Origin of the sequence: Bradyrhizobium sp. U87765 SZCCT0048, from assembly GCF_018131225.1 — a bacterium.
In the GTDB taxonomy this organism is placed as follows: Bacteria; Pseudomonadota; Alphaproteobacteria; order Rhizobiales; family Xanthobacteraceae; genus Bradyrhizobium_A.
Genome location: NZ_JAFCMM010000008.1, coordinates 34,902 through 58,750, shown reverse-complemented (window position 1 = coordinate 58,750; position 23,849 = coordinate 34,902). Strand labels below are relative to the sequence as shown.

The following is a 23,849-nucleotide window of genomic DNA, read 5'->3' as shown; positions in this document are numbered from 1 at the left end:
GAGCCGCCGCCGCCTGTGATGCAAGATTGCTCTTTCTACGGCTGGCAGTGACCTCAGACAACTGCGGCCAAAAAGTCTTTCAAATACTCCGATGTCGGCTCCACTCCGGTCAGAAGCAGATGTTCTCGCGCCCGCGTGCAGGCAACATAGAGCAGTCGCCGCTCGGTCTCATAGATGTCATCGAGCTCAGCTTCATCCGCCGCACCGGCAACCCGCTCGTCGAGGGGCAGAATTCCCTGATCGCAGGCCATGATGACGACGGCTCGAAACTCCAATCCCTTCGCCAAACTCATCGGGCCCGTCACAATGTCCTGCGCTCCCGATACGCCGGAAAGAGCATGCCTGGCACGAGTGATAAGTTTCGACGTTCGGACGAAGAGGCCAATCTCTCGGGCGGCGATCCCCTCGCCAAGCCATGCTTCGACGGCTTGCCGGACGGCGTCCGCTTCCGCGGCAATGGTAGCGAAGGATTTTACCTCCGGTGCGGGACCGGCGAAGACTGAAACAATTCCACTCCGTTCGTCCTCCAGCCCATCGGTGTCACGCAGGACCGTTGGCAACAGCCGGTCGGCGGCGCGGCGGATTTGCTGCGATGTACGATAGCAGACCTTGAGTGTGTTGGATCGGCCCCGCACGTCGACACCAAGGCTCGCCCACGAGAACGGATGCTGGAAAATGCGCTGGCCGACATCGCCTGACAGGAACAGTCCATTCGGCTTTGCGGGTGCCAAAGCTGCGAAAAATCGAAGCTCGGCTGGAGCCAGATCCTGGGCTTCGTCAATGACGATGTGGTCGAACGGCTTGGTCTCACGCTTCGCCAGCGCGTCGGCGAGACCAGTGAAGACGTTGGCCCATGTTGTATAGCGCTCCGCCACTAGCGCATCGCGCATGGCCTGGAAAACTGGCCAGAGGCGCGCGCGCTGATTGGGGCCGAGCCGGCTCTTGCGTCCCATGCGCTGAACGGTTGTATAGGCTTCGAGCGACGTGAGCCCCCAGGCATCGACCACGTTGGTCCACTCCGACAGGAGGAAGCGCTCGGAAAAACCCTTGAGATCCTTGGATGTGACTGCCGCGCGAAGGCGCTCACGCAGCACGGCATCGCTGGCAATGCGGGGGCGCACGCCATGTTCGAGCTGAAACATTTGCTCGGCGATGCTTTGAAAGGATGCCGTGGTGATCCGCGGGACGATGCCGCCAGTCTCCGGCGCAAGGACCAACACCTTTTTCGCCAATTCCGCTGCCAGCGGCTGAGAGAAGCTGGCCAGCAGCACCCTTGTATTCGGATTGTCGCGGGCGAGCCGGACGGCGCGATGGATCGCCACGATGGTCTTGCCCGTGCCGGCCGACCCGGCGACGCGCGCCGGCCCAGCGAAGGAACGCTCGACCAGCGCTCGCTGCGAGGGGTGAAGGAAGACGCCCCATTTCTCCCAGGCAAAGGCGAGCGCCTGCTCCAGTTCCTCCTGATCGGCGATCAGCCTGATCCTCCGCAGCGCATCGGGATGTGCGAAGGGATCGGCCATGGCCGGAGCCGGAGCAGACGCAGCCAGCCTGCCGGTGGCGGCATATTCGAGCAGGGCTTCGGAGGCTTCGGCCGGCAGGTGGGCTGTCAGCGCAAAGAAACCGTCTTCGCTCGCCGCTCGGACGTCGGCCAACCAATCGGCAGGCACGCCGATCGACAGCAGGGCATCGTCGTCCAGGGAGGCGAACAGCGCCGGCGCCGCCGTGTCCTCGCCGTTGGCGGGCTGAGGAAAAACGAAATCGAGCCTCGGCGGTGGCGCGATTTCCTCCGCACGCTCGCGCACCTCCACGATTTGAATGGCGCCGGTGCGCGGATGCGCCTCGATGCGGCGGCGTTCCGCCCAGGCATAGGCGTCGTCATGGTGGCCGACATAGGCGACCAGCAGGCTGTCGCCCGTCTTATGAACGATCAGGCGAATGTCGCGATTGACACGAGCCGACCAGAAATTCGGGTCCTTGCTCTTATCGATACGATGCAACTGCAGACCGTTGCCGGCCGGGTCTATCTGAAGATCGAAGACGCTCGCCTTCACCGCCTTCTGGTCCGGGCCGGACAGGCGATTGAAGGAAGCTGTGAAGGTGTCGGCGATCAGGAAGTTCATGGCTGGGGCGGTCCCGACCGGACTTGGGCGTGCGGCGTGCTGGCAAGATAGTCTCTGAGCGACAGGCCAGACGTGTGGCTCTTCCATAACGAGGGGCCGCTGGCATTGCCGTCTTTGACGATGCACGCGGCGGAACTCGGGCTTGTGAATTCGTAGTCGGATGTGAAGCGAAGGAGGCGGGGGTCAGCGTCGGGCGCGAGTACGCCGGAACGAAGCAGTTCGTCGCGCAAGGGCCGGTCACGTTTGGCCACCGGTCTGCCCTCACGCACGGCCGTCGAGCCTTTGAGCACCACGAATCCTGCGCTGGCTGCTGGGATGCCATAAGCCTGAGCGGCCTCCGCTCGAAACACGAAAACCGGGACATTGCCCACCAGTCCCGCCGAGTTGTCGCCGGAGGGCGGGCCTTTGGCGCGACCGACCATGGGGTCCGCTGTACGGTCCCGCGCTGGCTGCGTCCGGGATGCAGCAATGGTTCGCTCTCCGATCGCGCGACCGCTCTCGCATCGGATCGCAGTGGCGACGGCCTCGTCCAGGCTGACAAACGTCACCGCGCCCGATTTGTGTTGATAGGGGATGGGGGAAGCCAAGGGGTGTGCGTCGGAGAGAACCCAGGGATGAACCCAGCCGTTGCCGATCACCTCATCGAGCATTTCCCCGGGGATTTGATGCCGGTCGGCATGGTCCAGGTAATTGTCCTTCGTCAGCGCGGGCAGGCATTCGATCAGGCTCGCCGTTCCGACGACCAGGCCACTGCCTTGGCGGATCAAGGCAACGGCCCCGCGCACCAGCGTCACCCGTGATCGCATCTCCCATGTTTTCGTGCCGGCGAGGATCTTGCCGATCCACGGTTCGCGGATCACCAGCCCCCGCATGCTCACACCCCGAACACCTTCATCACCTCGTCGCCAAAGTGGTTGATGACCTTCACTGCGATGCGGCGGTTCTTCGGCCGCTCGAACGGGCGCGAGATGTCGGAATAGAGCGTCGCCCAGGCGTCCTCGTCGACCTCGGCCTGGAGCGCCGTCTTCAGGCTCTTGTAGGGATCGTTGGCGCCGAGGAAGTAGGCGTGGCGGACGAAGAAGCTCTCCTCGTTGTAGTCGGAGTCGATGAACCAGGCAGCAATGCCCGCTGTGTCATTCGAGCGGATCTCCCCGGTATTGGGATCGAACACGTCGACACCATGCACTTTTACGCGGATGTCAGAACCGCCGTCGTCGATGATTTCGACGTCAGGCTCGCCGAATACGACGAACATGTTGCCGCGCCCGGTATTCTTGAGCTCGTCCGACATGTGCATGTCGGGGTTGATGCGCGCCTTGAGGATCTTGAGGCTGCCCAGGCTTGCAAGCTCCGAAGAGTGGGCGTCGAAGTTGAAGGCGCAGGCGATCAGCACGTCGAAGCGGGCATCCACCGCTTCCCGGGCGGCCGCGACGATGTCCTGGCGGCCGACAGTGCCGTATTCCGGGCCGATCAGGATCGCGGCCCGGCGCTCAGGGCCGTTTTCACCTTCAATGAACGTGCCGCTCGCACCGACGAAGTTGCCCGGCCAAGGCGTCAGGCTTTCGAAGGTGATGCGGTCGCCCTTGGCCTGTTGCTTGACGCCCTCGGCCTTGAGATAGTCGATCACGATAGCCGCGAAGTCCTGCCCCGCCAGATCCGCGTCCGCGGTCGAGCGCCGGCCCTCTGCGGCCTCGATGTCGTCGATCAGCTCTTGTTCGCTCGCTGGCAGCGCACGGTGCGGCGACAGGCTTTCGACCGTGAACGGGCCGGCTACGCGGACGCGGGAATTGTCCGTGTAAGGCTTGTCGTAGAGATATTCGACGTCGGCCCGCGCGGCGATGGAGGCGTCGATTTCCTTCTGGCGGGCGATCCGCGCCTCCCACCATTTTGCGTGGGCTTCCTTGGCTGAAGCGGGCGCGTCCGCGGGCAGGTCGCGCGGAATTTGCCATTCCTCGTATGATTTGCGGAGGGCTGTATTGAGTGCAGCGCGAAGCGGCTCCAGCGTCGCCTGCCACTTCTTCCAAATATCGTCGATCAGCGGGTTGTTGGCGATCAGTCCAGAGGTGATGTATGTGGCGCGACGGCAAACGAAGCCCTGTCGTATGTCATGATGGATCGAAGTGTCGGCAGGCGGGCGCTGGGTTAGTTCCGCCTCTTTGGAGTGTCCCTCTCTACTGTCAGCGAGAAGGTACCAAGGATAGCGCGCCGACATGAGACGTGTGCGAGCAAGTGCGAGTGCGATGCGGCTGGTGTCGATCGTGATCCAGCGACGGCCCCATTGCTCCGCAACATAAGCGGTAGTACCCGAGCCGCATGTGGGATCAAGTACAAGATCGCCAGGATCGGTTGTCATCAGAATGAGGCGTTCCAAGATGCGTTCGTTGGTCTGGACTACATAAATCGGATTGGCGGCCCCGCCGAGTCCGTCCCACCAGTTCGAAATTGTCTTGTACGGAAAGTCGTCCAGATATCGCTTGAAATCGAGACTGGTCGACGAAGCCATCAATCGCCCGCTCGCTGCAACGCGCTCCATCCCAGAAAATCTCTGCTCTTGGGGTCTGGATGTGTGGCTCCAGCAACGGTCGCGCGGAGGAGAATAGGGCTTGCCATTCAATACGACAGGCGCCATTTGATTTTCGCGGTGGCCCCCATTTGTGATCGGCCAAGGCCTCAGGAGACGCCCTCCAGGAAATTCTGCCTTCAGGCGTCCCGGATACTGTCTGAAATCCAAGAGGTTTCCATCTCGATCCAAATATCCCTTTAGATTAATTATTTCGCCAGAGGGGAGCTCAATTTTTGAGAACTCGTCGACGGTTTCTGAGTCGATTTCCCGCTGCTCAAATATAGGCCGGAACTTGAGCAAGCCAGAAGGGCGAGGATTTCGAGAGTACCACAATATGTAATCATTAACGGGGTCAATAAAGTTTCCCTTTTGGGCACCCTTCTTCTTCTGTAAGATTTCTACGACACAGTTCTCCGATCCAAACACCTCATCCATCACTGCTCTTACGCGGTGTACGTTCTCGTCCCCGATCTGCACGAAGATCGAGCCGCTGTCCGTCAGCAGATCTCGCATCGCGGTCAGGCGATCGCGCAGATATGTCAGATAGCTATGGATGCCATCCTTCCAGGTGTCGCGGAACGCCTTGACCTGCTCGGGCTCACGAGAAATATCAGTCTGCTTGCCGTCTCTCACATCACGACTTTGAGTGGACACCTGCCAATTTGAGTTGAATCTGATGCCATAGGGTGGGTCGAAATAGATGCACTGCACCTTGCCCTTTAGGCTCTCGCGCTCGGACAAGCTTGCCATCACCTGGAGGCTGTCGCCGAGTATCATGCGGTTCGACCAGTGCTGGTCGTGCTGATAGAACTCGGCGCGCGCTTCGGGATCGAGACCGTTGAAGTCTGCGAACAGGTCCGGCGCGTCGGTCGTTGCCTCGCGTGTCTGCGCTGTCCGGCGCTTCAGATCGTCGATGATAGCCTTGGGGTGGATCTTCTCCTGAATGTAGAGCGGCGGCACGTTGACGACGAGGTCGCTCCAGTCCTGCCGGTCCTTGCCGCGCCAGACGAGCTGTGCATCTGAAAGCGTGAGCGAGCCGGTCTCGGCCAACTCCTTCATCTGCGCGTCGGTGATGGTGATCCTGGCGCCGCTCCAGATCAGTTCCGGCTGGCGCGGCTCTTCGGCCGTCCGCGTCTCGCCCTCGGTCAGCGGGCGGGTACGCGGATAGTGCTTCGGCGGCATCGGGGCCGAATCCTCCTCGCGCCGGAAGAAGCTCTCCATCTCCGCCGTGGGAATGTTTCGGCGCGTGGCTTCGTTATGTTTGAGAGTATCGACCTGTTTCGAGGACTTGCCATTGGGAGATCGGGGCGAACGGGCCATCAGGCAGCGACCTCGCTCTCGGATGCGCTCTTCAGCTCCGCTTCCTGTTCTTCTTCGTCATAACGGTCATCAGGATCGGGGGGCGCAACATCTTCGCGAACCGCGGGCTTGCCCATGGCGCTCTCGATCAGTTCGAGCAGTCGTCCGCGGCGGTCGTCGAAGAAAGTGTCGAAGTCGTTAGCCTGCATAAGTTCGATGTCAATTTCATGAGTTTTCAGGATGGATTCGAGGCGATCGGCGGCGATCGGCGAATTTTGTGCATGGCCATTCTCAAGGCGAGACAGGTAGGTTGATGGAGCGGCGCCCCCAATGATCCGGTTTGTCCGAGCCGACAATGGCGTCTTATTGATAATGCTGTTGTAGGCCTCGGGCTTGATGCCCTGTTGCTTGCACCATGCCTCCGGAAAAATGTGGTGAATGTCGACGTTTTCATCAAAGAACACAGCTTGGTCGAAGGGTTGACCCGACCTGAAATCCTCCGCGCCAGAGCGCATCAAGAGGGCGTGGACGCCCTTATACGCAGCCGACAGTCTGGTGCGCAGAGTGCGTAAGCGTTCTTCACGAAAATCCGCTCTTTCGACTGTTTGGGGAGTGGGGCCGCCAGTGAACCACCGGGGTACATCGCGGATATCGAGCGCGAAGCGAGATTCGACTGCCGATCCGTATAGCTCACCGAAAACACCACACCAATACCAGCGTGCGAGTAGTTTGCGGACTGCGTCATTCTCCCAGTTCGGTCCGAGCTCTGCTAGAATCGCAGCCAACGGTACGAGCTGTGTTTGATACGGCAGATCCCGGGCACGAAAGATTTTGACTCCGTGGAGGAATTTGGCTGCCGTTATATACCCTTGCTCGATCTTATCGGCATATTTGAGGTATGCCGATAGCGGAATTTGCAGCAGACTGTTGCGAGACGCGCTAATTGCAGGTGGATCTCGGCCATCGGCCTCCGCCTCGGTTCGAGCGGCTTTTGTATGCAGGAGCGATACAGCCTGGAGAAATTCGACCGGTTCTACGTTGGCGAGGACCGGCAGCTTGGCCAGTCGATCGCGACGAGCTTTCCAATCGTCGCGAAGATGGAACTCTTGGCCCGCGTACATGGCTGTTACGAGTTCGAACGCGTCAAGGGCCTTCCCGCCAGTATTCACCTTCTCGAAGACGAGGCACACGGCGGCGCGGCTAGTATCCCTGCCAAGGGTGATGACCGGCACATGATATTCAGCAAAGTTGTTTATCACCTTTATTGCGAAATCATTAATCAAAGCCATGTGGTCTTGACGGACACCCATATCCTTCAAGACCCAAGTCAGGGCGGCCTGTATCCAGAGTTGTGCGTCGAATATGCGGTCAATCGGGAAATGGAGCGCAGCGAATTCCGCCTCCTCGGTCGAGAGGTCGAGAGCAATATCGCGGCCGAAATTCTCGCGAATAATGCGATCTTCAGGCACCGCAACGATTGCGTCACGCCGGGCGACGTTCGGATTGAGAGCTGCTTTGATGTTGAAATAGAAATGCAAACGAGCAGGTCTCTTCTTCGCGGTCTGTGTAAGAACTGCGGAACGCGTTGACGTCGACTGGTATAGTGATGTCATTCGCTGTTGCCCATCGAGCAGATAGGCATCGAGCGGCTTGTTGGCAGCTGGAGCGCCTTCGACTGGGCGGACGGCGAAGGCGACTTCGCCCGATGCATCCAGCGTCATGAGTGCACCAACCGGGAAGCCTTCAGAGATCGAAGCCAGTAGATCGATGATGCGATCCTGATCCCAAACCCAACCACGTTGGAAATCTGGAAGTTGCAGTTTTCCATCGTGGCAGTCCCGCATCAGATCTTTCAGCGAGGCTGGGTGAGTCTTGAACGAAGTTGTCATTTGCTGTCCCCCATCAGCTTGTCGACCAGCGCGGCGAAGTCCTCTTTCATCACGGCCCAGTCGCGGAATTCGGCAAAAGCCCAGTGGCCGAAGCCGCCGAGCGCATTGACACCTGGCACCCAGAGATCGCGAGTCGTCTGGGCTTTGGCCTTGTCGGCCTCGTCCTTGATTCCCTTCACCTCCAGCACGAGGTTAAGGGACTCGCCACCGTCATCGTTGAGGCGGACCAGGAAGTCGGGCAGGTAGCGCCGTGTCACGCCACTATCAAGATAGGGAATCTCGAACCCGAGGGCTTGATTCTTGGCATATGCCAGCACGCGCGGATGGTTCTCGAGCGTCAGGGCGAGCTGCTGCTCCCAGCTCGAGTCCAGCACGACATGGCTGATGTGGCTCTTCGGCGGCTGCGCGCCGGTGGTCCAGCAGGGCTTCGATGTAATGAAATTGACGTGTCGCGTCGAGCCTTTGGGATTGTAGGGATCGAGCACTGCGACGATGCGTCCCTTGCTGCCGCGCGTGCAGGCGATGTCAATTTTCTCCGCCGCGCGGGCGAGCTGATCCTGATACAGGATCGCGCCGACCGGCACGCCTTTCGGGACGAGATAGCCCTCATCGAGCCAGCGACGCGCGAGGCGCTGGATTTGCGGAAAGAGATGTTGTTTCGGAAATCCGTCCTCGTCGCGGAAGCTCGTATAGAGCAGGTGCTTGGCGAGATTGAAGCTGATCTCGGAGGGGCGCAGCCGCTCCAGCACCTGGGGCGTGATCGTGACGCCGGCCCCGACGATCCCCTCCATGACGACGGAGGTCGGGCCGATATCTGCCGGCGTGATCTCCAGGCGGCTATCGTTGCTGAAGACAGCTTCGAGTTTCTCCGACGGCAGGTCGCGACGATAGCCACTGACGCGCGGGAAGCCGATTTCGAGTTGTGCTCGCTCCTTGATCGCATGGACGCGGATCACCGGTTTCGGCTTCGTCGGTTTGGCCGCCTGCGGCGAAGACGCAAAGTCGAACGGGATGCCCATGATGTCGGCGTATTCGACATCGAACAGGCCGGTTTCAGGGTTGAGATCGTAGGATTGGCGGCGCAAGCCACGTCCGACCACCTGCTCGCACAGCAGCTGGGTGCCGAACGCACGAACACCCAGGATGTGCGTCACGGTGTTTGTGTCCCACCCTTCGGTCAGCATGGAGACCGAGACGACGCAGCGGATCTGCTCGCCGAGACGGCCAGTGCGGCCGACCGTGTTCATCACTTCGCGCAGCAACGCGCTTTCGCTCGCTTCGCCTTGCGCCGCACCAGCGCCTTCGCGGGCCGCAAGCTCGCGCTTGAACTGTTCGATCTCGGGGCCGGCGGCGTCGCGAAAGCTTTTGTCGAGCGCGTCGCCGGATTCGATCTGTCGGGAATCGATCAGCAGTGTGCGTGGACGGGGAAAGCGAGCGCCCTGGTCGTCGTAATTGCGGAAGAGTTCCAGGTGGCCGGCATGAAAAGCTGCGCGCTCGCCGTCCTCGGCATTCCCGCCCTCGAACCCGGCGATCCATTCGAACACCAGCTTGGAAATCGCGGTGTTCTGGCACACCACGATGAAGACGGGCGGGACACCGATCCCAGCCCGCTGCCAGCGGTCGAACTCACCCTCGTAGTGGCTGTAGAGCGCGTTCAGCGCAGTCTTCAACATATTGGGCAGGTCGAAGGGGCTGAGCTTGGCGGCCCCCGTGGCAGTCTTCGGCAGATCCCCGCCGATGTGCTTCCAAAGGTCGCGGTAGACGACCGTTTCAGTCTGCACGAGATTGTCGCTCACGGGCACGCGCGGTAGTTTTACAATGCCGCTCTCGATCGCGTCCATCAGGCTGAAGTCGGAGACGACCCAGGGAAAGAGGTAGCCCTCTGGATAGCCTGAACCGCGAAGAAAGAATGGGGTCGCCGAGAGGTCGTAAACCGCGCGCACGCCCTTCGACAGCTTGCGACCCAGCGCTTCGATGCCGTTAATCCAAAGCCGGGCGGCTTCCTCGTTTTCGGCTGCTTCCCTTTTGGCGTCCCCGGTGAGCGTACCTTCGACATCATCGCCAGCCTTGTGTCGGTAGCAATGGTGCGCTTCGTCGTTGACGACATTGACGCGGTCGTAGTTGAGAAGCTTGCCGCAGGCCCGCTCCAGCATCTCCGCGTCTGTTTCCGTCGTCTTGAGCGGCTCGGGATCATTTCCCTGCAGGAAGCTGCGCGCGACCTTGGGCAAGGCCAGCGTCTCGCGATGCTGGAAAGTATGATAGTTGGTGATCACGATTTCCGCGCGGCGAATATCGGGCAGCATGTCCGGCGGCACGATCTCGCGCGTCTGGTAATAGTTGTCCGGCTCGCTCGGCTGCAGCACGCGAAGCCGATCCTTGATCGTGATCCCCGGCGTTACGATCAGGAAAGCGCGGGAGAAGTCCTTCGATTCCCTGCGGGCGGCGTTCACGGCTTGCCACGCAATCAGCATGGCCATGACAGTCGTCTTGCCGCTGCCGGTTGCCATCTTCATGGCGAGGCGGAACAGCTCCGGGTTGGCCTCTTGGTTGGCCTTGGTGATCTGATTCAGGAGGCCTTTCGATGCCGCACGCTTGGGTGCAACTTCGGTCAGCCAGATGATCGTCTCGACGGCTTCGACCTGACAGAAAAAGGGGCGCGGGCCGGCCCACCATTCTTGAGGCCGGCGCCAATGCTCCAGCAGCCTTTGGGAGACGCCGGTGACGCCCCAGTCGGCGGGATTGCGCAGCAAGCGCCAGCTGTCGACGTAGCCCCGAACCTCGTTGATCAGCGCGTTTTCGGTGTAGGTTTCCAGATCGAGCGATGTCTGAGCCGTTGACGCGCGCTTGCGCGAAGACGGAACGGGCACGATGAAACGGGATGGTCTGCGACCCCGCTTGGGTTCGCCTTCGATCGGGCGGCCGTTCTTATCGAGTGGGTGGTGCAGCTCGGGCGCGCGATAAGGCGAGTTCAGGATTGGCCGTTCGTAAAAACTGTTCAAGGCAGGTATCCGGAGGGCTTGGTAGCCCAGTATAGCCGCCACTTACACCTTCGCAACTCCCGCGAGTTTGCCGGAGGACTCGCGTAATTCGAGAGTGGGCGGGTGCAGGCCAGTTCTTCCGGATAGCATGCGGCATTACGCAGCAGTTGGTGTCCCTAGCTCGCTGCCTGGTCTTGCCGGGTCCATGCTGCTCGGTCACGCCGATCCCATCTCCTTCTTGATCACCTCCAGCAGCTCCTGGAACGGCTCGGTGCTCTGCGGGTCCGTCGGCATCTGGCACATCAGGTCGTAGATCTTCGGCACCAGCTGCACCGCCTGGTCGAGCTCGCCGTCGCGGCCTGGCTGGTAGCCGCCCATCAGGCGCAGGTCGCGCGTGTCCTCGAAGCGGGCGATCATGGCGCGCAGCCGGCGCAGCAGGTGGCCTTCCTCCGCCGTCCACACCTGCTGGGCGAGGCGCGACACCGATGACAGCACGTTGACCGCCGGATAGCGCCCCTGATCGGCCACCGCGCGGTCGAGCACGATGTGGCCGTCGAGCGTGCCGCGCACGGTGTCGGCGATCGGTTCGTTGTGGTCGTCGCCGTCCACCAGCACCGCATAGATGCCGGTGATCGAGCCCTGTCCCTCCGTGCCCGGGCCGGAGCGCTCCAGGAGGCGCGGCAGGTCGCTGAACACGCTCGGCGCATAGCCGCGCGCCACCGCCGGCTCGCCGGTCGCCAGCGCCACCTCGCGCGCGGCGTGCGCAAAGCGCGTCACCGAATCGACGATCAGCAGCACGGATTCGCCCCGGTCGCGAAAGTATTCGGCGATGGTGGTCGCGGTCTTGGCCGCGAGGCGCCGCATCATCGGGCTCTCGTCGCTGGTGGAGACCACGGTGATGGCGCGCGCGCGATCCTGGCCCAGCGTGTCGTCGAGGAATTCGCGCACCTCGCGGCCGCGCTCGCCGACGAGCGCCGTCACCACGGTGTCGAAGCCACGGCTCTGCGCCATCATCGCCAGCAGCGTCGTCTTGCCGACGCCGGAGCCGGCGAAGATGCCGATGCGCTGCCCCCGGCACAGCGGCGTGAACAGGTCGAGCACCCGCACGCCGGTGCGCAGCGGCGTCCGCACGCGGCTCCGGCCGACCGCCGGCGGCGGCCCCGCGTCGGTCGACATCGCCCGCTCGCCGGTTTGCAGCACGCCGGCGCCATCGATCGGCTCGGCGAGGGCATTCAGCACCCGGCCTTTCCAGCTCGGATGCGGCGCGATGGTTTTGGGCGGCATGCGATAGGCCGTGAGGCCAAGGCCGGCGCCGATATGGGAATCGAACGGCTTCGCCGTGACTCCGCCGGCGTCGATGCGCACCACTTCGCCGAGCTGCATCCGCCCGTCGATTTCGAGGCCGATCAGCTCGCCGAGCCGGACATGCGCCGACAGCCCGCCGACCCGATAATGCGTCGCCGCCACCTCGGTCACGAACCCGCCGATGCGCACCGGCGGCATCTCCTTGCGCAGGGTGTTAAGGCTGGCTTCGAGTTCTTCGAGGGCGTTCATGGAGCGTCAGGCCGCTGGGCAGGGAAGGGACGCGCGGGCGCGCGCGCGAGGGCGGAGGCGGGAAGCAGAGGAGAAGCAGGAAGAGGAAGAGGAAGAGGAAGAGGAAGAGGAAGAGGAAGAGGAAGAGGAAGAGGAAGAGGAAGAGGAAGAGGAAGAGGACGAGGACGTGCCCGTCCCTGCGGTCTCTGGCTCGCCTCTCGCGGTGGGGCTGCCATCTCGTTCTGCGTCATCACCGGGCCGGCGCGACAGCGCCGCGGCCCGGTGATCCAGCCGCGGACCATCGCACGCCCCCCGAAGAAAGCTGGATTGCCGGGTCAAGCCCGGCAATGACGCGGTGGATGGGGTAGGCATCGTGCAACGATCGCATCGCGCCGTCAGCGAGTGCGACGAGCGCGCGGTACCGGTGCTCTCCGTTCGCGTCCGGTCTCTGCCTCTCCCCGTCATCCTGAGGTGCGAGCGCAGCGAGCCTCGAAGGATGGACGGCCGAGGCCTCTCGGCTAGCTGGTCTGAGCCGCGAGCGGCGGGCACGCCCCGCGGCCGTCGCCCTTCGAGGGCCATGCTGTGCATGGCCACCTCAGGGTGACGGATGACTGAAGAAGCAGGAATGAGGGATGTCAGGGTTGGGGGCTCAGCAGAGCTGATGCCAGCGTCGACGATCGCGCACGGTTGCCGCCCTGTCCCCGTCATCCTGAGGTGCGAGCGGAGCGAGCCTCGAAGGATGGACGGCCGGGGCCTCTCGGCTAGCTGGCCTGAGCCGCGAGCGGCGGGCACGCCCCGCGGCCGTCGCCCTTCGAGGGCCATGCTGTGCATAGCCACCTCAGGGTGACGGATCACATCGCGTCCCGAGCGCTGGTGGCGATGAGGCGATCTCACCCCTTCGCCGGCTCGCCGAGGGTGCGGATGGCGTTCTGCATGGTGCCTTCCGAGCCCTCGATCAGCGACGTCACGCTCTGGAACGAGCGGGTGGCGTTGATCAGCTGGGTCAGCTCGGACAGCGAATCGACGTTGGAGTCCTCGACAAAACCCTGCTGGAACCCGGTGTTGAGGAAATCGACCACGGGCGCCGCGGCGCGGTCGGGGATGACGCCGGAGTTGCCGAAGCGCTCCAGCCGCGCCGCCGGCGAGATCTCGTAGAGGCCGAGCACGCCCACCTGGTTGTTGCCCTGCATGATGCTGCCGTTGCGGGTGATGGTTGGCGGGCCGCCTTCGGGATCGATGATGATCGGCATGCCGCCGGAATCGAGCACAGGAAAGCCCGACACCGTCTGCAGCTCGCCGCCGCCGGCCAGCTGCATGCGGCCGTCGCGGGTGTAGACCGGGCCGTTCGGGCCGTTGAACGCCATCCAGCTGTTGCCGACCACGGCGACGTCGAGGGTGTTTTCGGTGCGCGTCACGCTGCCGGGCTTGCGCGAGATGTAGTTCTCGCCGGACGCGGCGAAGGCCACCGGCTGGCTCGCGGCACGCGACATCGCGCTCTCGAACTTGACCGCGTCGGCGCGAAAGCCCGCGGTCTTCATGTTCGCGAGGTTGTTGGCGATGGTCTCCATCCGCTTGTCGAGGGCGACCTGGGCGGACAGGCTGACATAGAGGGCCGATTGCATGGGCGTTAGCGTCCGAACTTGAGGTTCTGCAGGCTGGTGAGGATGTCGGCGTTCAGTCCCATGTCGCGCGACTGGCCGCCGGTGATGATGGCGAGGGCGGGCGAAGTGCTCGCCGCGTCGGAGTTCTGCACGTCCCACATCGCGCTGAAGCGCTGCAGGAAGGTCTTGAGCTTGGCGGGATCCTTGAAGTCGGCGAAGTCGATGCGCTTGCTCAGCATCGCCGCCTGCTTGTCGACGTCGGCCATCGAGGTCATCGACGAGATGCCGAGCGCGGTCTGCACCACCTGGATCAGCGCCTTGTCGGACAGGATCTGGTAGGGGCTGGTGATGGTGGATGCCTTGCGTTCGAAATACAGCGCGAGGCGCACGCCCTCGCTCTTGCTGCCGGCATCCTCTTCCAGCGCCTGGCGGACATACTTGTTGGCCGTGCCGGTGGTCGCCGCGGTGGTGTTGGTGGCGTGATCGCCGAGGGCAGCGAAGTTGAAGGCGGCGGCAAAGTCGCGGTAGCGGCGGTCGACCAGCTTGTTGGCGAAGGCGTTCTTGCTGCTGATGCCCTCCGTCAGCACCTTGCGCATGAACGCTTTCGCATAGGTCATGTCGGAGAGGCCGTAGGCCTTCATGGCGTAGGAGTACAGGCGATAGTCGCCGAGAAAATCGTCGATCGTCTTCGCCTTGCCGATATTTTTCAGAAAATAGTCGGTATCGCGCGACACGTCCGGCTTCTCGGCGGTCTGCTGCAGAGAGCGCAGCATGTTGTTCGAGATCATCTGGTAGGTGACGATGGTCGACGTCATCGGCGGCAGCGCCTCCCGGCGCGAACATGGTTCGGTGATTTGCGAGAATCGGCGCGCAAGCTTGTGCGGGCCTGCCTGGGGTCCGGGGCGGGCGGCAGTCAGCCTCGTGCAAGCGTCGCTTCCTAAACGATTCATGAATCGATTCGGAGCGGCGGGCTTGAGCATTCTATTCGGCGTCATCGTCACGATCGCCAGTCTCCTGGGCGGCTTCATGGCGCTTGGCGGGCACCTCAGCGTGATCTGGCAGCCTTGGGAGTTCGTCATCATCGCGGGCATGGCGGCGGGCACCTTCATTGTCGCCAATCCCTGGAAGACGGTGGTCGACACCGGCGTCGCCACCATGCAGGCGTTCACCGTGGCGGTGCCCAAGCAGCGCCACTACCTCGATCTGCTCGGCCTGCTGCACGCCCTGATGCGCGAAGTCCGCAACAAGGGGCGCAACGAGGTCGAGGCCCATATCGACGATCCGGCGTCGTCCGAAATCTTCCAGAACTTTCCGGCGGTGCTGGCCAACGAATCGCTGCTGCACTTCGTCTGCGACTACTTTCGCCTCATCGTCATGGGCAGCGCGCGCCCGCACGAGATCGAGTCGCTGATGGACGAGGAGATCGAAACCATCGTCCGCAGCAAGATGAAGCCGTATCACGCGCTGATGTCGATCGCCGAGGGCCTGCCGGCACTCGGTATCGTCGCCGCGGTGCTCGGCGTCATCAAGGCGATGGGCGCGCTCGACCAGTCGCCGAAGCTGCTCGGCGGCCTGATCGGCGCGGCGCTGGTCGGCACCTTCGCGGGCATCTTCCTGTCCTATGGCCTCGTCGCGCCGCTCGCCACCAAGGTCAAGATGGTGCGCGAGCAGCAGTGTCGCCTCTACATCATCGTCAAGCAGGCGCTGCTCGCGTTCATGAACGGCGCGCTGCCGCAGATCGCCATCGAGCACGGCCGCAAGATGATCGGCCCGAGCGAGCGGCCGTCGATCGACGTGGTCGAGAACGAGACCATTCCCGGCGCGGCCAAGGGCGGCGCCGCCGAGCCCGCCCCCAAGGTTGCAGGAGCGAAAGCGTGATGTCGGACGGCAAGCCCGCGCGGGACCAGGCGCCCGACCAGCTGCTCGGCGCCGCCGGCATCTCGGTCGATCGCATGCCGATGCTGCATGTGATCTTCGACCAGATGACGACGCTGTGCGCCGAGAGCCTGCGCTCGATGTCGCCGTCGCAGTCGTATTTCTCGCTCACCGGCGTCGGTAGCAGCCGCCTGTCGGAAATCCTCGACAGCTACGAATCGGAGGCGATCGTCGCGGTGTTCTATGCCCAGGCATGGGACGGCCGCATCCTGATCGGCTTCGACCGCGACTTCGTCTACACCATGGTCGAGCTGCTGTTCGGCTCCGACGGCGCCGAGCCTCCGCTCGACATGCCCCGCGTGTTCTCCAATGTCGAGCAGCATGTCGCGGAAGCGCTGTTCGAGCGCTTCGGCAAGGCGCTGCAGTCATCGTTCTCGCGGGCGTCGGAGGTCAAGTTCGATCTCGAACGCGTCGAGACGCGCATGGATTATCTCGCCATCGGCCGCCTCAACAACATGGCGGTCTATGCCAAGATCCTGGTGCAAGGCCTCGATCGCGGCGGCGAGATGTTCGTCGTCATTCCCCACGCGGTGCTCAATCCGCTGCGCCAGTCGCTGTCGCAGATCGTGTCCGGCGAATCGGTGTCGACCGATCCGAACTGGACGCGGCAGCTGCACAGCGAGATCCAGCGCACCGAGGTGGTGCTCAAGGCCGTGCTGGAGGAGCGTTCGCTGACCCTCGGCGAGGTCGCCGCGTTCAAGGTCGGCCAGGTCATCAACCTCAACGCCACCCCGAGCACGCTGGTGCGCCTGGAGTGCAACAACCAGCGCCTGTTCTGGTGCCAGATGGGCCAGCTCAACGGCGCCTATTCGCTGCAGGTCAAGGAATCGGCGGATCAGAAGCGGGAGTTCATCGATGGCATCCTATCTCGTTGATTTCGTCCTCGTCGTCGCGCTCCTCGTCACCAGCATCCGCGTCACGCGCATGCACCGCGAGCTGGTACTGCTGCGCGCCGGCCAGGGCGATTTCGCCGCGGTGCTCGGCAAGACCAACGAGGCGGTCGACGACATGGTGGTGATGGTGCGCGAGTTCAATGCCGAGGGGAAGCAGCTCGTCCATGCCCTCGGTAGCAAGATCGACGAGGCCCGCAAGGCCGTCACGGATATCGAGGCGCTCGGCGATGCCGCGCGCCGGCAGACTTGATGCGCGGCGTTCGCCACTGATCCGCGCCCAACACAGGTGACATGATGCAGTCGTTCGAGACCGATCCCAGCAAGTCCGCGCCGCTCAATCCGGCGGAGCACAAGCTCGGCAGCGCCACCATCGGCAAGCTCGCCGATCTCGCCGCCCGCGCGGCGGAGGAAACCAGCCGCTTCACCAACCTCGAGCCGATCCTGCGCATCCCCGTCACGGTGCAGGTGCTGCTGGGCTCGGCGACCATGCCGGTCGCCGACCTGATGAAGCTCGGGCGCGGCGCGGTGATCCCGCTCGATCATCGTGTCGGCGAGCCGGTCGAGGTGGTGGTCAACGGCCGCATTGTCGCGCGCGGCGCGGTCGTCGTGGTCGAGGACGAGAATTCGCGGTTCGGCGTCTCGCTCACCGAGATCGTCGGGGGAAGCGTCGGCGACGTCGAGGCATAAAGGGCTCCGCCGATGGCGTTCAATGCACCAGCCAAGCGCGGTGTCGAAGTCCGGCCGCTGCGCGGCACGGAAAAGGTCGCGGCGCTGTTGCTGGCGATGGGCCGCGAACTGTCCGGCGGCGTCCTCAAGGAGTTCGATCCGGAGGAGATCCGCCTCGTCACCCGCGCTGCGGCGGAGCTCAAGCCGGTCTCCGGGCCGGAGCTGGAAGAGATCATCGAGGAGTTCGCCCGCCACTTCGGCAGCGGGCCGAACATCTTCGGCACCGTCGGCGAGCTGGAGAAGCTGCTCAACGGCGTGCTGCCGCCCGAGCAGGTGACGGACATCATCTCCGAGGTGCTCGGCAACAAGACCAAGTCGGTGTGGGAGCGCATCTCCGCGGTGTCGGAGAGCCTGCTCGCCAACTACCTGCTCAAGGAGCATCCCCAGACCGCCGCGCTGATCCTGTCGCGGGTCAAGCCGGCGTGCGCCGCGCGCGTCATGAGCCTGATGCCGCCGGATCACCGCCACAACCTGATGCGCCGGATGCTGAGCCTGAAGCCCGTGGTCGAGGACGCGATGGGGATCATCGAGAAGACCATGCACGAGGACTTCATGATCAACTTCGCGCGCAATCTCGCCTCCGACACCTATCCGCGCATGGCCGACATCATCAACAAGATGGAGCGTGCGCAGATGGAGGAGACGCTCAAGAACCTGTCGGAGTCGCGGCCGAAGTCGGCCGAGATTCTCAAGGGCATGCTGTTCACCTTCGACGACATCGTCAATCTCACCGCCAAGGCGCGGATGTCGATCTTCGACCAGGTGCCGACCGATCGCGTCGTCATCGCGCTCAAGGGCACGGATTCGACCTTCCGCGAGCTCATCCTGTCGTCGCTGGCCTCGCGCACCCGCCGTCTTGTCGAGCACGAGCTCGCCAACGGCGTGCCGTCGAACCAGCGCGAGATCATGGACGCGCGGCGCACCATCACCGACATGGCGCTGGAGATGGCCGGCCGCGGCGAGATCGAGCTCAACCCGGACCAGGAGGATCAGCAGGTCTTCACCTGACGATCATTCGCGATGTCCGAGGGGCCCGACAAGGAAAGCCAGACCGAAGAACCGACCGAAAAGAAGGTTCGCGATTCCGTCGAGAAGGGCAAGGTCCCGGTCTCGCGCGAGGCGTCGGTGTTCGCCGCCATGCTGGGGCTGCTGATCGTGCAGGGCTTCCTCGCCGCCGACCTGGCGCGGGGCCTCGCCGTCACGCTCAGCCGCCTGATCGACGATCCCTCCGGCTTTCGCATCCGCAACGGCGCGGATGCGGTCGAATTCCTGTCGGTGATCGGCGGCCATGTCGCGCAGCTGATGGTGCCGACCGTCGTCGTGCTTGCCGTCGCCGGCATCGCCGCGTCGAGCCTGCAGAACGCGCCGCGCATCGTGTTCGAGCGCATCAAGCCGGATGGCTCGCGCATTTCGATCGGGCGTGGCTGGGGGCGGATTTTTGGCGGCCAGGGCCGGGTCGAGTTCGCCAAGGCGGTGTTCAAGTTCTTTGCCATCGGGCTCGTGGTGTCCATAGCCTTGCGGGCTGAGGAGGCCGCGGCCGTGAATTCACTGTTCAGCGATCCGACCAGCCTGCCCGAGCTGATCCTGACCACGTCGATGCGGCTGGTGTCGGCGGTTAGCATCGCCACCATCGTGCTGGTGGCGGTCGACCTCGTGTGGGCGCGCTTCAGCTGGCGGCGCGACCTGCGCATGACGCGCCAGGAGCTCAAGGACGAATTCAAGCAGGCCGAGGGCGATCCGCTGGTCAAGTCGCGCCTGCGCTCGCTTGCCCGCGACCGGGCCCGCAAGACCATGCTTGCCGCCGTGCCGCGCGCGACCCTCGTCATCGCCAACCCGACGCACTTCGCCATCGCGCTGAAATACCGCCACGGCGAGGACGCCGCGCCGACCGTGCTCGCCAAGGGGCAGGACCTGATCGCCCTGAAGATCAGGGAACTTGCCGAGCAGAACAATGTGCCGGTGGTCGAGGACCGCCTGCTGGCGCGCTCGATGTACGACGCGGTGCACGTCGATCGCGTCATCCCCCATGAGTTCTTCCGCCCGATCGCCGAGATCATCTATTTCCTGCAGTCACGCAAGAAGCAAGAGAAGGTTTAGGTACTGGCCTCCGTGTCGCGAGCTGGTGCACGTTTGTGGCGGAAGGCTGCACGTGCGCGATCGCTTCCATTGGCCGAGGCCCGGAGCGTTCGTCTGTCTCATGGCGTCATCACCGGGCAGGCGGCAACGGGTCCGCGCCTGGCGCGGCCCGATGGCGCCGTGACCCGATGATCCAGCTTGGCCGCAGGACCAATAGACGCGCTCGAAGCTGGCTTGCCGGGTCAAGCCCGGCAATGACGCGGTGGTGGGGGCAGGTGTTTGGCCGTGCATCAGTGTCGGCTGCCAAACACGCAGCCGCGGTTTTCCGGGCGTCCAGACCTGCTCCGCCTCATCCTCATTGTGAGGAGCGCGGCAGCGCCGCGCGTCTCGAACCATGAGGCCGCGGCGCAGCGGCCAGCCAGCGCGTCTTCTCTCTCGAGACGTGTGGTCGCGCAGGTGATTCGAGCGAACCTGATTCGATGCAGAACGCACCGTCATGGCGGCGCGATGTCGTCATATCGCGCAGGCGATCTCCCTTCGCGCTGACGTCGTGACGCGTGAATCGGGCTTGTTTTCAAGCGCGAAATGATCGCGCGCATCGATCGCGCCTGTCGCCCGCCGAGCCGCACCAGCTTCGGACAAGTTTTGATTCTTATACCCCCGTTAACCATAATTCGCAGTGGGGATGCTGTGGGACCTGTCTATCTCTTCGATCTTGCTTCCTCGCATGCGCGCTGGCTGTCGCTGCGCCAGGCGACCATCGCCGGCAATGTCGCCAACGCCAACACGCCCGGCTATCGCGCCAGGGATATCGAGGCGTTCGACAAGATCTTCGACAACAAGGTCGTGCCGCTGGCGGCGACGTCGCCGAAGCATCTCGATGCCGGCCCCTCGATGCGGCCGCAGGGCACGCGCAAGGAGAACAGCTGGGAAGTCGTGCACTCCGGCAACTCCGTCAGCCTCGAGCAGGAAATGATGAAGGCCGGTGACGTCAATCGCGACTATTCGCTCAATACCGCGATCGTCAAATCCTTCCACCGCATGTTCATGACCAGCGTGAAGGCCTGACGCCGATGATCGATGCGCTGCAAGCTTCCGTCCAGATCGCGAGCTCCGGCCTCGAGGCGCAGTCCACGCGCCTGCGCGTGGTGTCTGAAAACCTCGCCAACGCCAATTCCACCGGCCGCACGCCGGGCAGCGATCCCTATCGCCGCAAGACCACGACCTTCAACGCCGAGATGGACCGTGTTGCCGGCGTGCAGGTGGTCAGGGTCAAGGACATCGGCAACGACCGCGCGCCGTTTCGCGTCGAGTACGAGCCGACCCATCCGGCGGCGGATGCCAACGGCTACGTCAAGATGCCGAACGTCAACTCGCTGATCGAGATGGCCGACATGCGCGAAACCAACCGGACGTACGAGGCCAACCTGCAGGTGGTGAAGCAGGCACGCTCGATGGTCGCGATGACCATCGACCTGTTGAAGGGGGCATGAGCCATGACCGTTGAAGCGATCACCTCGATTCTCAAGGGCGCCGACGGCGTCATGCAGGCCAGTGAAGTGACGAGGACCGCACCGGTCGCCGCCTCGCAGGCAACCTCGCCCGCCGGCTTCGGCAGTGTGCTGGAGCAGGTCGCAGCGGACGCCATCGGCTCGGTCAAGGCCGGCGAAGCCGCTTCGATCTCCTACATCCAGGGCAAGGTGTCGGCGCAGAAGGTCGTCGAGGCGGTGATGTCCGCCGAGCAGACGCTGCAGATGGCGGTCGCCGTGCGCGACAAGGTCGTGCAGGCCTACCAGGAAGTCAGCCGGATGGCGATTTGAGGAACTGAACGCATGAAAGCCCTAGCCATCGCCGCGACCGGCATGAGCGCCCAGCAGCTCAATGTCGAGGTCATCGCCAACAACATCGCCAACATCAACACCACGTCCTACAAGCGCGCCCGCGCCGAGTTCACCGACCTGTTCTATCAGGTGGACCGCATGCAGGGCGTGCCGAACCGCGCCGGCGAGGGCGCGGTGCCCGAAGGCGCCAAGCTCGGTCTCGGCGTGCGCTCGGTCGCCGTGCGCAAGCTGCACCTGCAGGGCACGCTGGCGCAGACAGGCAACCCTTACGATCTCGCTGTCAACGGCCGCGGCTGGTTCCAGGTGGCCGGGCCGAACGGCGAGACGCTGTACACCCGTGCCGGCTCGTTCAACACCAATGCCGACCGCCAGCTCGTCACCGCGGATGGCTACACCGTCGAGCCCGCGATCATCATCCCGCAGGGAACGGTCGAGGTCACGGTCAACGAGTCGGGCCAGGTCTACGCCAAGCTCGACACCGAGATCGCGCCGCGCCAGGTCGGCCAGCTCAATCTCACCAATTTCGCCAACGAGGCGGGCCTCGATCCGCTCGGCGGCAATCTCTACAAGGAAACGCAGGCGTCCGGCGTGCCGGTGGTCGGCGTGCCCGGCGATCCCGGCTTCGGCAAGATCCATCAGCGTTATCTCGAGAGCTCGAACGTCGATCCGGTGAAGGAAATCACCGAGCTGATCTCGGCGCAGCGTTCCTATGAAATGAACTCCAAGGTGATCCAGGCGGCGGACGACATGGCGTCGACCGTCTCCAAGGGCCTCCGATAGCATTGCAGCGGAGAAGCGCCGTGACACGCGTGGCGTCCATGTTGGTTCGAAACGCGGCCGCGGCGTTGTTCGCGGTCGCCATGCCGTGCGCGGCGATGGCGGCGGAAGAGGCCCTGCACTTGCCGGTGCCGGCAACCACGATCTATCCCGGCGACACCATCCGCGACGAGCTGATCATGGACCGCGCGTTCGGGCCGAACATGCCCGGCGCGGCGGCGTTCGTGTCCGATCGGGCTGCGCTGCTCGGGCGTACCGTGCGCCGTACGCTCGGCGCCGGCCAGCCGATCCCGCTCAACGCGCTCGAGGACCAGAAGGTCGTGACGCGCGGCAACGCGGTCAAGGTGGTGATCGAGGAGGATTCGCTGTCGATCGTCACCTATGCCTCGGCGCTGCAGTCCGGCAGTCCCGGCGCGATGATCCAGCTGCGCAATCTCGACACCGGCGTGATCATCCGGGGCATCGTCCAGCCCGACGGCAGCGTGCGGATACAGAACGGATGATGTGGCGTCTTCTTGCTGTCGCGGTCCTGCTGCTGTGCGCCACGGCCGCCGATGCGGCGGTGCGCATCAAGGACATCGCCCATCTCAAGGGCGTGCGGGAGAACCAGCTCATCGGCTACGGCCTCGTGGTCGGCCTCAAGGGCACCGGCGACACCCTGCGCAACGCGCCGTTCACCGAGCAGTCGCTGCAGTCGATGCTCGACAACATGGGCATCAACATCCGCGGCACGCTGCTGCGCACGCGCAATGTCGCCGCCGTGGTGGTCACCGCCGACCTGCCGCCGTTCGCCGCCGGTGGCTCGCGGGTCGATATTGCGCTGTCGTCGCTTGGCGATGCCTCGTCGCTGCTTGGCGGCACGCTGCTGATGACCCAGCTGCGCGGCGCGGACGGCGAGGTCTACGCGGTTGGTCAGGGCGCCATTGCGGTCGGCGGCTACTCGGTCGAGGGCGCGGCGCAGACCGTCAGCCAGGGCGTGCCGACCTCGGGGCGCATTCCCAACGGCGCGCTGATCGAGCGCGAGGTGCGCGGCCAGTTCCGGCAGATGGAATCGCTGATCCTCGAGCTCAAGAATCCGGATTTCGTCACCGCCACCCGCATCATCGACGCCATCAATGTCTACGGCCAGGGCCGCTATCGGGCCAGCATGGCGTTCGAGCGCGACTACCGCACCATCGTGCTGTCGCGGCCGCGCGCGGTATCGCCGGTGCGTTTCATCGCCGAGGTCGGCGAACTGCTGGTCGAGCCGGATACGCCGGCGCGCGTCGTCATCGACGAGCGCACCGGTACGGTGGTGATCGGACGCAATGTGCAGATCTCCACCGTCGCGGTCACCCATGGCAATCTGTCGGTGCGCATCACCGAGGCGCCGATCGTGTCGCAGCCGGGGCCGTTCTCGCGCAAGGGCGAAACCGTGGTGGTGCCGCAGACCTTCATCGAGGCCAACGAGCCCGGCGCGCAGATCGCGATCCTGCGCGGCACCGATCTGCAGCGCCTCGTGCGCGGTCTCAACCAGATCGGGCTGAAGCCGACCGGCATCATCGCGATCCTGCAGGCGATCAAGGCCGCAGGCGCGCTGCAGGCCGATCTCGTGATCCAGTAGTCGTCAGCGCCGCGC

The 23,849-nt window shown here is 63.9% G+C and carries 21 protein-coding genes; 13 read left to right on the top strand and 8 right to left on the bottom strand.

What is annotated here, in order from left to right:
• Positions 1-53 precede the first annotated feature (53 nt).
• From JQ639_RS34100 to fliI, 6 genes are all read right to left on the bottom strand, one after another.
• Positions 54-2,120, bottom strand: a complete 2,067-nt coding sequence (locus JQ639_RS34100) for a UvrD-helicase domain-containing protein (RefSeq protein ID WP_211968987.1) — start codon at positions 2,118-2,120, stop codon at positions 54-56.
• On the bottom strand, positions 2,117-2,992 hold the full coding sequence (locus tag JQ639_RS34095; RefSeq protein WP_211968988.1) for a DUF4357 domain-containing protein: 876 nt from the start codon (positions 2,990-2,992) through the stop codon (positions 2,117-2,119). The genes JQ639_RS34100 and JQ639_RS34095 overlap by 4 nt, the downstream gene beginning before the upstream one ends.
• A 2-nt stretch (positions 2,993-2,994) precedes the next feature.
• A complete protein-coding gene (locus tag JQ639_RS34090; protein WP_211968989.1) occupies positions 2,995-6,003 on the bottom strand; it encodes a site-specific DNA-methyltransferase in 3,009 nt (1,002 codons plus the stop codon).
• Complete coding sequence (locus tag JQ639_RS34085) at positions 6,003-7,871, bottom strand: GmrSD restriction endonuclease domain-containing protein (protein WP_211968990.1); 1,869 nt, start codon at positions 7,869-7,871, stop codon at positions 6,003-6,005. Before JQ639_RS34085 ends, JQ639_RS34090 begins: the two co-directional genes overlap by 1 nt.
• Positions 7,868-10,870 carry a BPTD_3080 family restriction endonuclease gene (locus tag JQ639_RS34080; protein WP_211968991.1) on the bottom strand — a complete coding sequence of 1,001 codons (3,003 nt, stop codon included), beginning with the start codon at positions 10,868-10,870 and terminating at the stop codon, positions 7,868-7,870. Before JQ639_RS34080 ends, JQ639_RS34085 begins: the two co-directional genes overlap by 4 nt.
• A 195-nt stretch (positions 10,871-11,065) precedes the next feature.
• Positions 11,066-12,403, bottom strand: coding sequence for a flagellar protein export ATPase FliI (gene fliI, locus JQ639_RS34075; RefSeq protein WP_211968992.1), 1,338 nt, complete (start codon positions 12,401-12,403; stop codon positions 11,066-11,068).
• On the opposite strand from fliI, the gene JQ639_RS34070 reads away from it, so the two are divergent.
• Positions 12,402-12,668, top strand: a complete 267-nt coding sequence (locus JQ639_RS34070) for a hypothetical protein (protein ID WP_211968993.1) — start codon at positions 12,402-12,404, stop codon at positions 12,666-12,668. The genes fliI and JQ639_RS34070 overlap by 2 nt on opposite strands.
• Positions 12,669-13,272: 604 nt before the next feature.
• Here the strand turns inward: JQ639_RS34070 and flgF are convergent.
• Positions 13,273-14,004, bottom strand: a complete 732-nt coding sequence (gene flgF / locus JQ639_RS34065) for a flagellar basal-body rod protein FlgF (RefSeq protein ID WP_211968994.1) — start codon at positions 14,002-14,004, stop codon at positions 13,273-13,275.
• Between the two features lie 5 nt (positions 14,005-14,009).
• Entirely contained in the window at positions 14,010-14,798 is a 789-nt protein-coding gene (locus tag JQ639_RS34060; protein ID WP_211968995.1) for a DUF1217 domain-containing protein, read from the bottom strand.
• A gap of 157 nt (positions 14,799-14,955) precedes the next feature.
• On the opposite strand from JQ639_RS34060, the gene motA reads away from it, so the two are divergent.
• The 12 genes from motA to flgI all read left to right on the top strand — a co-directional run bounded on the left by motA (position 14,956) and on the right by flgI (position 23,834).
• Positions 14,956-15,861 (top strand): flagellar motor stator protein MotA, encoded by a 906-nt coding sequence (gene motA / locus JQ639_RS34055; RefSeq protein WP_256443075.1) that lies wholly within the window; start codon positions 14,956-14,958, stop codon positions 15,859-15,861.
• Complete coding sequence (locus JQ639_RS34050; protein WP_211968997.1) at positions 15,861-16,793, top strand: flagellar motor switch protein FliM; 933 nt, start codon at positions 15,861-15,863, stop codon at positions 16,791-16,793. Before motA ends, JQ639_RS34050 begins: the two co-directional genes overlap by 1 nt.
• Positions 16,774-17,061, top strand: coding sequence for a hypothetical protein (locus JQ639_RS34045; protein ID WP_211968998.1), 288 nt, complete (start codon positions 16,774-16,776; stop codon positions 17,059-17,061). Before JQ639_RS34050 ends, JQ639_RS34045 begins: the two co-directional genes overlap by 20 nt.
• Before the next feature lie 41 nt (positions 17,062-17,102).
• Positions 17,103-17,498, top strand: a complete 396-nt coding sequence (gene fliN / locus JQ639_RS34040; protein ID WP_211968999.1) for a flagellar motor switch protein FliN — start codon at positions 17,103-17,105, stop codon at positions 17,496-17,498.
• Between the two features lie 12 nt (positions 17,499-17,510).
• Positions 17,511-18,545, top strand: a complete 1,035-nt coding sequence (locus JQ639_RS34035; protein WP_211969000.1) for a flagellar motor switch protein FliG — start codon at positions 17,511-17,513, stop codon at positions 18,543-18,545.
• 12 nt (positions 18,546-18,557) lie between these two features.
• Positions 18,558-19,634 (top strand): EscU/YscU/HrcU family type III secretion system export apparatus switch protein, encoded by a 1,077-nt coding sequence (locus JQ639_RS34030; protein WP_211969001.1) that lies wholly within the window; start codon positions 18,558-18,560, stop codon positions 19,632-19,634.
• A 669-nt stretch (positions 19,635-20,303) separates the two neighbouring features.
• Positions 20,304-20,681 carry a flagellar basal body rod protein FlgB gene (flgB, locus tag JQ639_RS34025; protein ID WP_349644583.1) on the top strand — a complete coding sequence of 126 codons (378 nt, stop codon included), beginning with the start codon at positions 20,304-20,306 and terminating at the stop codon, positions 20,679-20,681.
• Positions 20,682-20,686: 5 nt separating this feature from the next.
• Positions 20,687-21,106: a flagellar basal body rod protein FlgC gene (gene flgC, locus JQ639_RS34020; protein WP_211969003.1), complete on the top strand. Its 420-nt coding sequence runs from the start codon at positions 20,687-20,689 to the stop codon at positions 21,104-21,106.
• Positions 21,107-21,157: 51 nt separating this feature from the next.
• Positions 21,158-21,433, top strand: a complete 276-nt coding sequence (fliE, locus tag JQ639_RS34015) for a flagellar hook-basal body complex protein FliE (protein ID WP_502748199.1) — start codon at positions 21,158-21,160, stop codon at positions 21,431-21,433.
• Between the two features lie 12 nt (positions 21,434-21,445).
• Positions 21,446-22,234: a flagellar basal-body rod protein FlgG gene (flgG, locus tag JQ639_RS34010; RefSeq protein ID WP_211969005.1), complete on the top strand. Its 789-nt coding sequence runs from the start codon at positions 21,446-21,448 to the stop codon at positions 22,232-22,234.
• 38 nt (positions 22,235-22,272) lie between these two features.
• Positions 22,273-22,734 carry a flagellar basal body P-ring formation chaperone FlgA gene (gene flgA / locus JQ639_RS34005; RefSeq protein ID WP_211969006.1) on the top strand — a complete coding sequence of 154 codons (462 nt, stop codon included), beginning with the start codon at positions 22,273-22,275 and terminating at the stop codon, positions 22,732-22,734.
• Positions 22,734-23,834, top strand: a complete 1,101-nt coding sequence (gene flgI / locus JQ639_RS34000) for a flagellar basal body P-ring protein FlgI (RefSeq protein ID WP_211969088.1) — start codon at positions 22,734-22,736, stop codon at positions 23,832-23,834. The genes flgA and flgI overlap by 1 nt, the downstream gene beginning before the upstream one ends.
• The last annotated feature ends 15 nt before the right edge of the window (positions 23,835-23,849 follow it).

Coding starts and splice junctions, on each gene's coding strand:
- JQ639_RS34100 (WP_211968987.1), bottom strand. CDS start 2,120: ATGAACTTCCTGATCGCCGACACCTTCACAGCTTCCTTCAATCGCCTG.
- JQ639_RS34095 (WP_211968988.1), bottom strand. CDS start 2,992: ATGCGGGGGCTGGTGATCCGCGAACCGTGGATCGGCAAGATCCTCGCC.
- JQ639_RS34090 (WP_211968989.1), bottom strand. CDS start 6,003: ATGGCCCGTTCGCCCCGATCTCCCAATGGCAAGTCCTCGAAACAGGTC.
- JQ639_RS34085 (WP_211968990.1), bottom strand. CDS start 7,871: ATGACAACTTCGTTCAAGACTCACCCAGCCTCGCTGAAAGATCTGATG.
- JQ639_RS34070 (WP_211968993.1), top strand. CDS start 12,402: ATGGAGCGTCAGGCCGCTGGGCAGGGAAGGGACGCGCGGGCGCGCGCG.
- fliI (WP_211968992.1), bottom strand. CDS start 12,403: ATGAACGCCCTCGAAGAACTCGAAGCCAGCCTTAACACCCTGCGCAAG.
- flgF (WP_211968994.1), bottom strand. CDS start 14,004: ATGCAATCGGCCCTCTATGTCAGCCTGTCCGCCCAGGTCGCCCTCGAC.
- JQ639_RS34060 (WP_211968995.1), bottom strand. CDS start 14,798: ATGACGTCGACCATCGTCACCTACCAGATGATCTCGAACAACATGCTG.
- JQ639_RS34050 (WP_211968997.1), top strand. CDS start 15,861: ATGTCGGACGGCAAGCCCGCGCGGGACCAGGCGCCCGACCAGCTGCTC.
- JQ639_RS34045 (WP_211968998.1), top strand. CDS start 16,774: ATGGCATCCTATCTCGTTGATTTCGTCCTCGTCGTCGCGCTCCTCGTC.
- fliN (WP_211968999.1), top strand. CDS start 17,103: ATGATGCAGTCGTTCGAGACCGATCCCAGCAAGTCCGCGCCGCTCAAT.
- JQ639_RS34035 (WP_211969000.1), top strand. CDS start 17,511: ATGGCGTTCAATGCACCAGCCAAGCGCGGTGTCGAAGTCCGGCCGCTG.
- JQ639_RS34030 (WP_211969001.1), top strand. CDS start 18,558: ATGTCCGAGGGGCCCGACAAGGAAAGCCAGACCGAAGAACCGACCGAA.
- flgC (WP_211969003.1), top strand. CDS start 20,687: ATGATCGATGCGCTGCAAGCTTCCGTCCAGATCGCGAGCTCCGGCCTC.
- fliE (WP_502748199.1), top strand. CDS start 21,158: ATGCAGGCCAGTGAAGTGACGAGGACCGCACCGGTCGCCGCCTCGCAG.
- flgG (WP_211969005.1), top strand. CDS start 21,446: ATGAAAGCCCTAGCCATCGCCGCGACCGGCATGAGCGCCCAGCAGCTC.
- flgA (WP_211969006.1), top strand. CDS start 22,273: ATGTTGGTTCGAAACGCGGCCGCGGCGTTGTTCGCGGTCGCCATGCCG.
- flgI (WP_211969088.1), top strand. CDS start 22,734: ATGTGGCGTCTTCTTGCTGTCGCGGTCCTGCTGCTGTGCGCCACGGCC.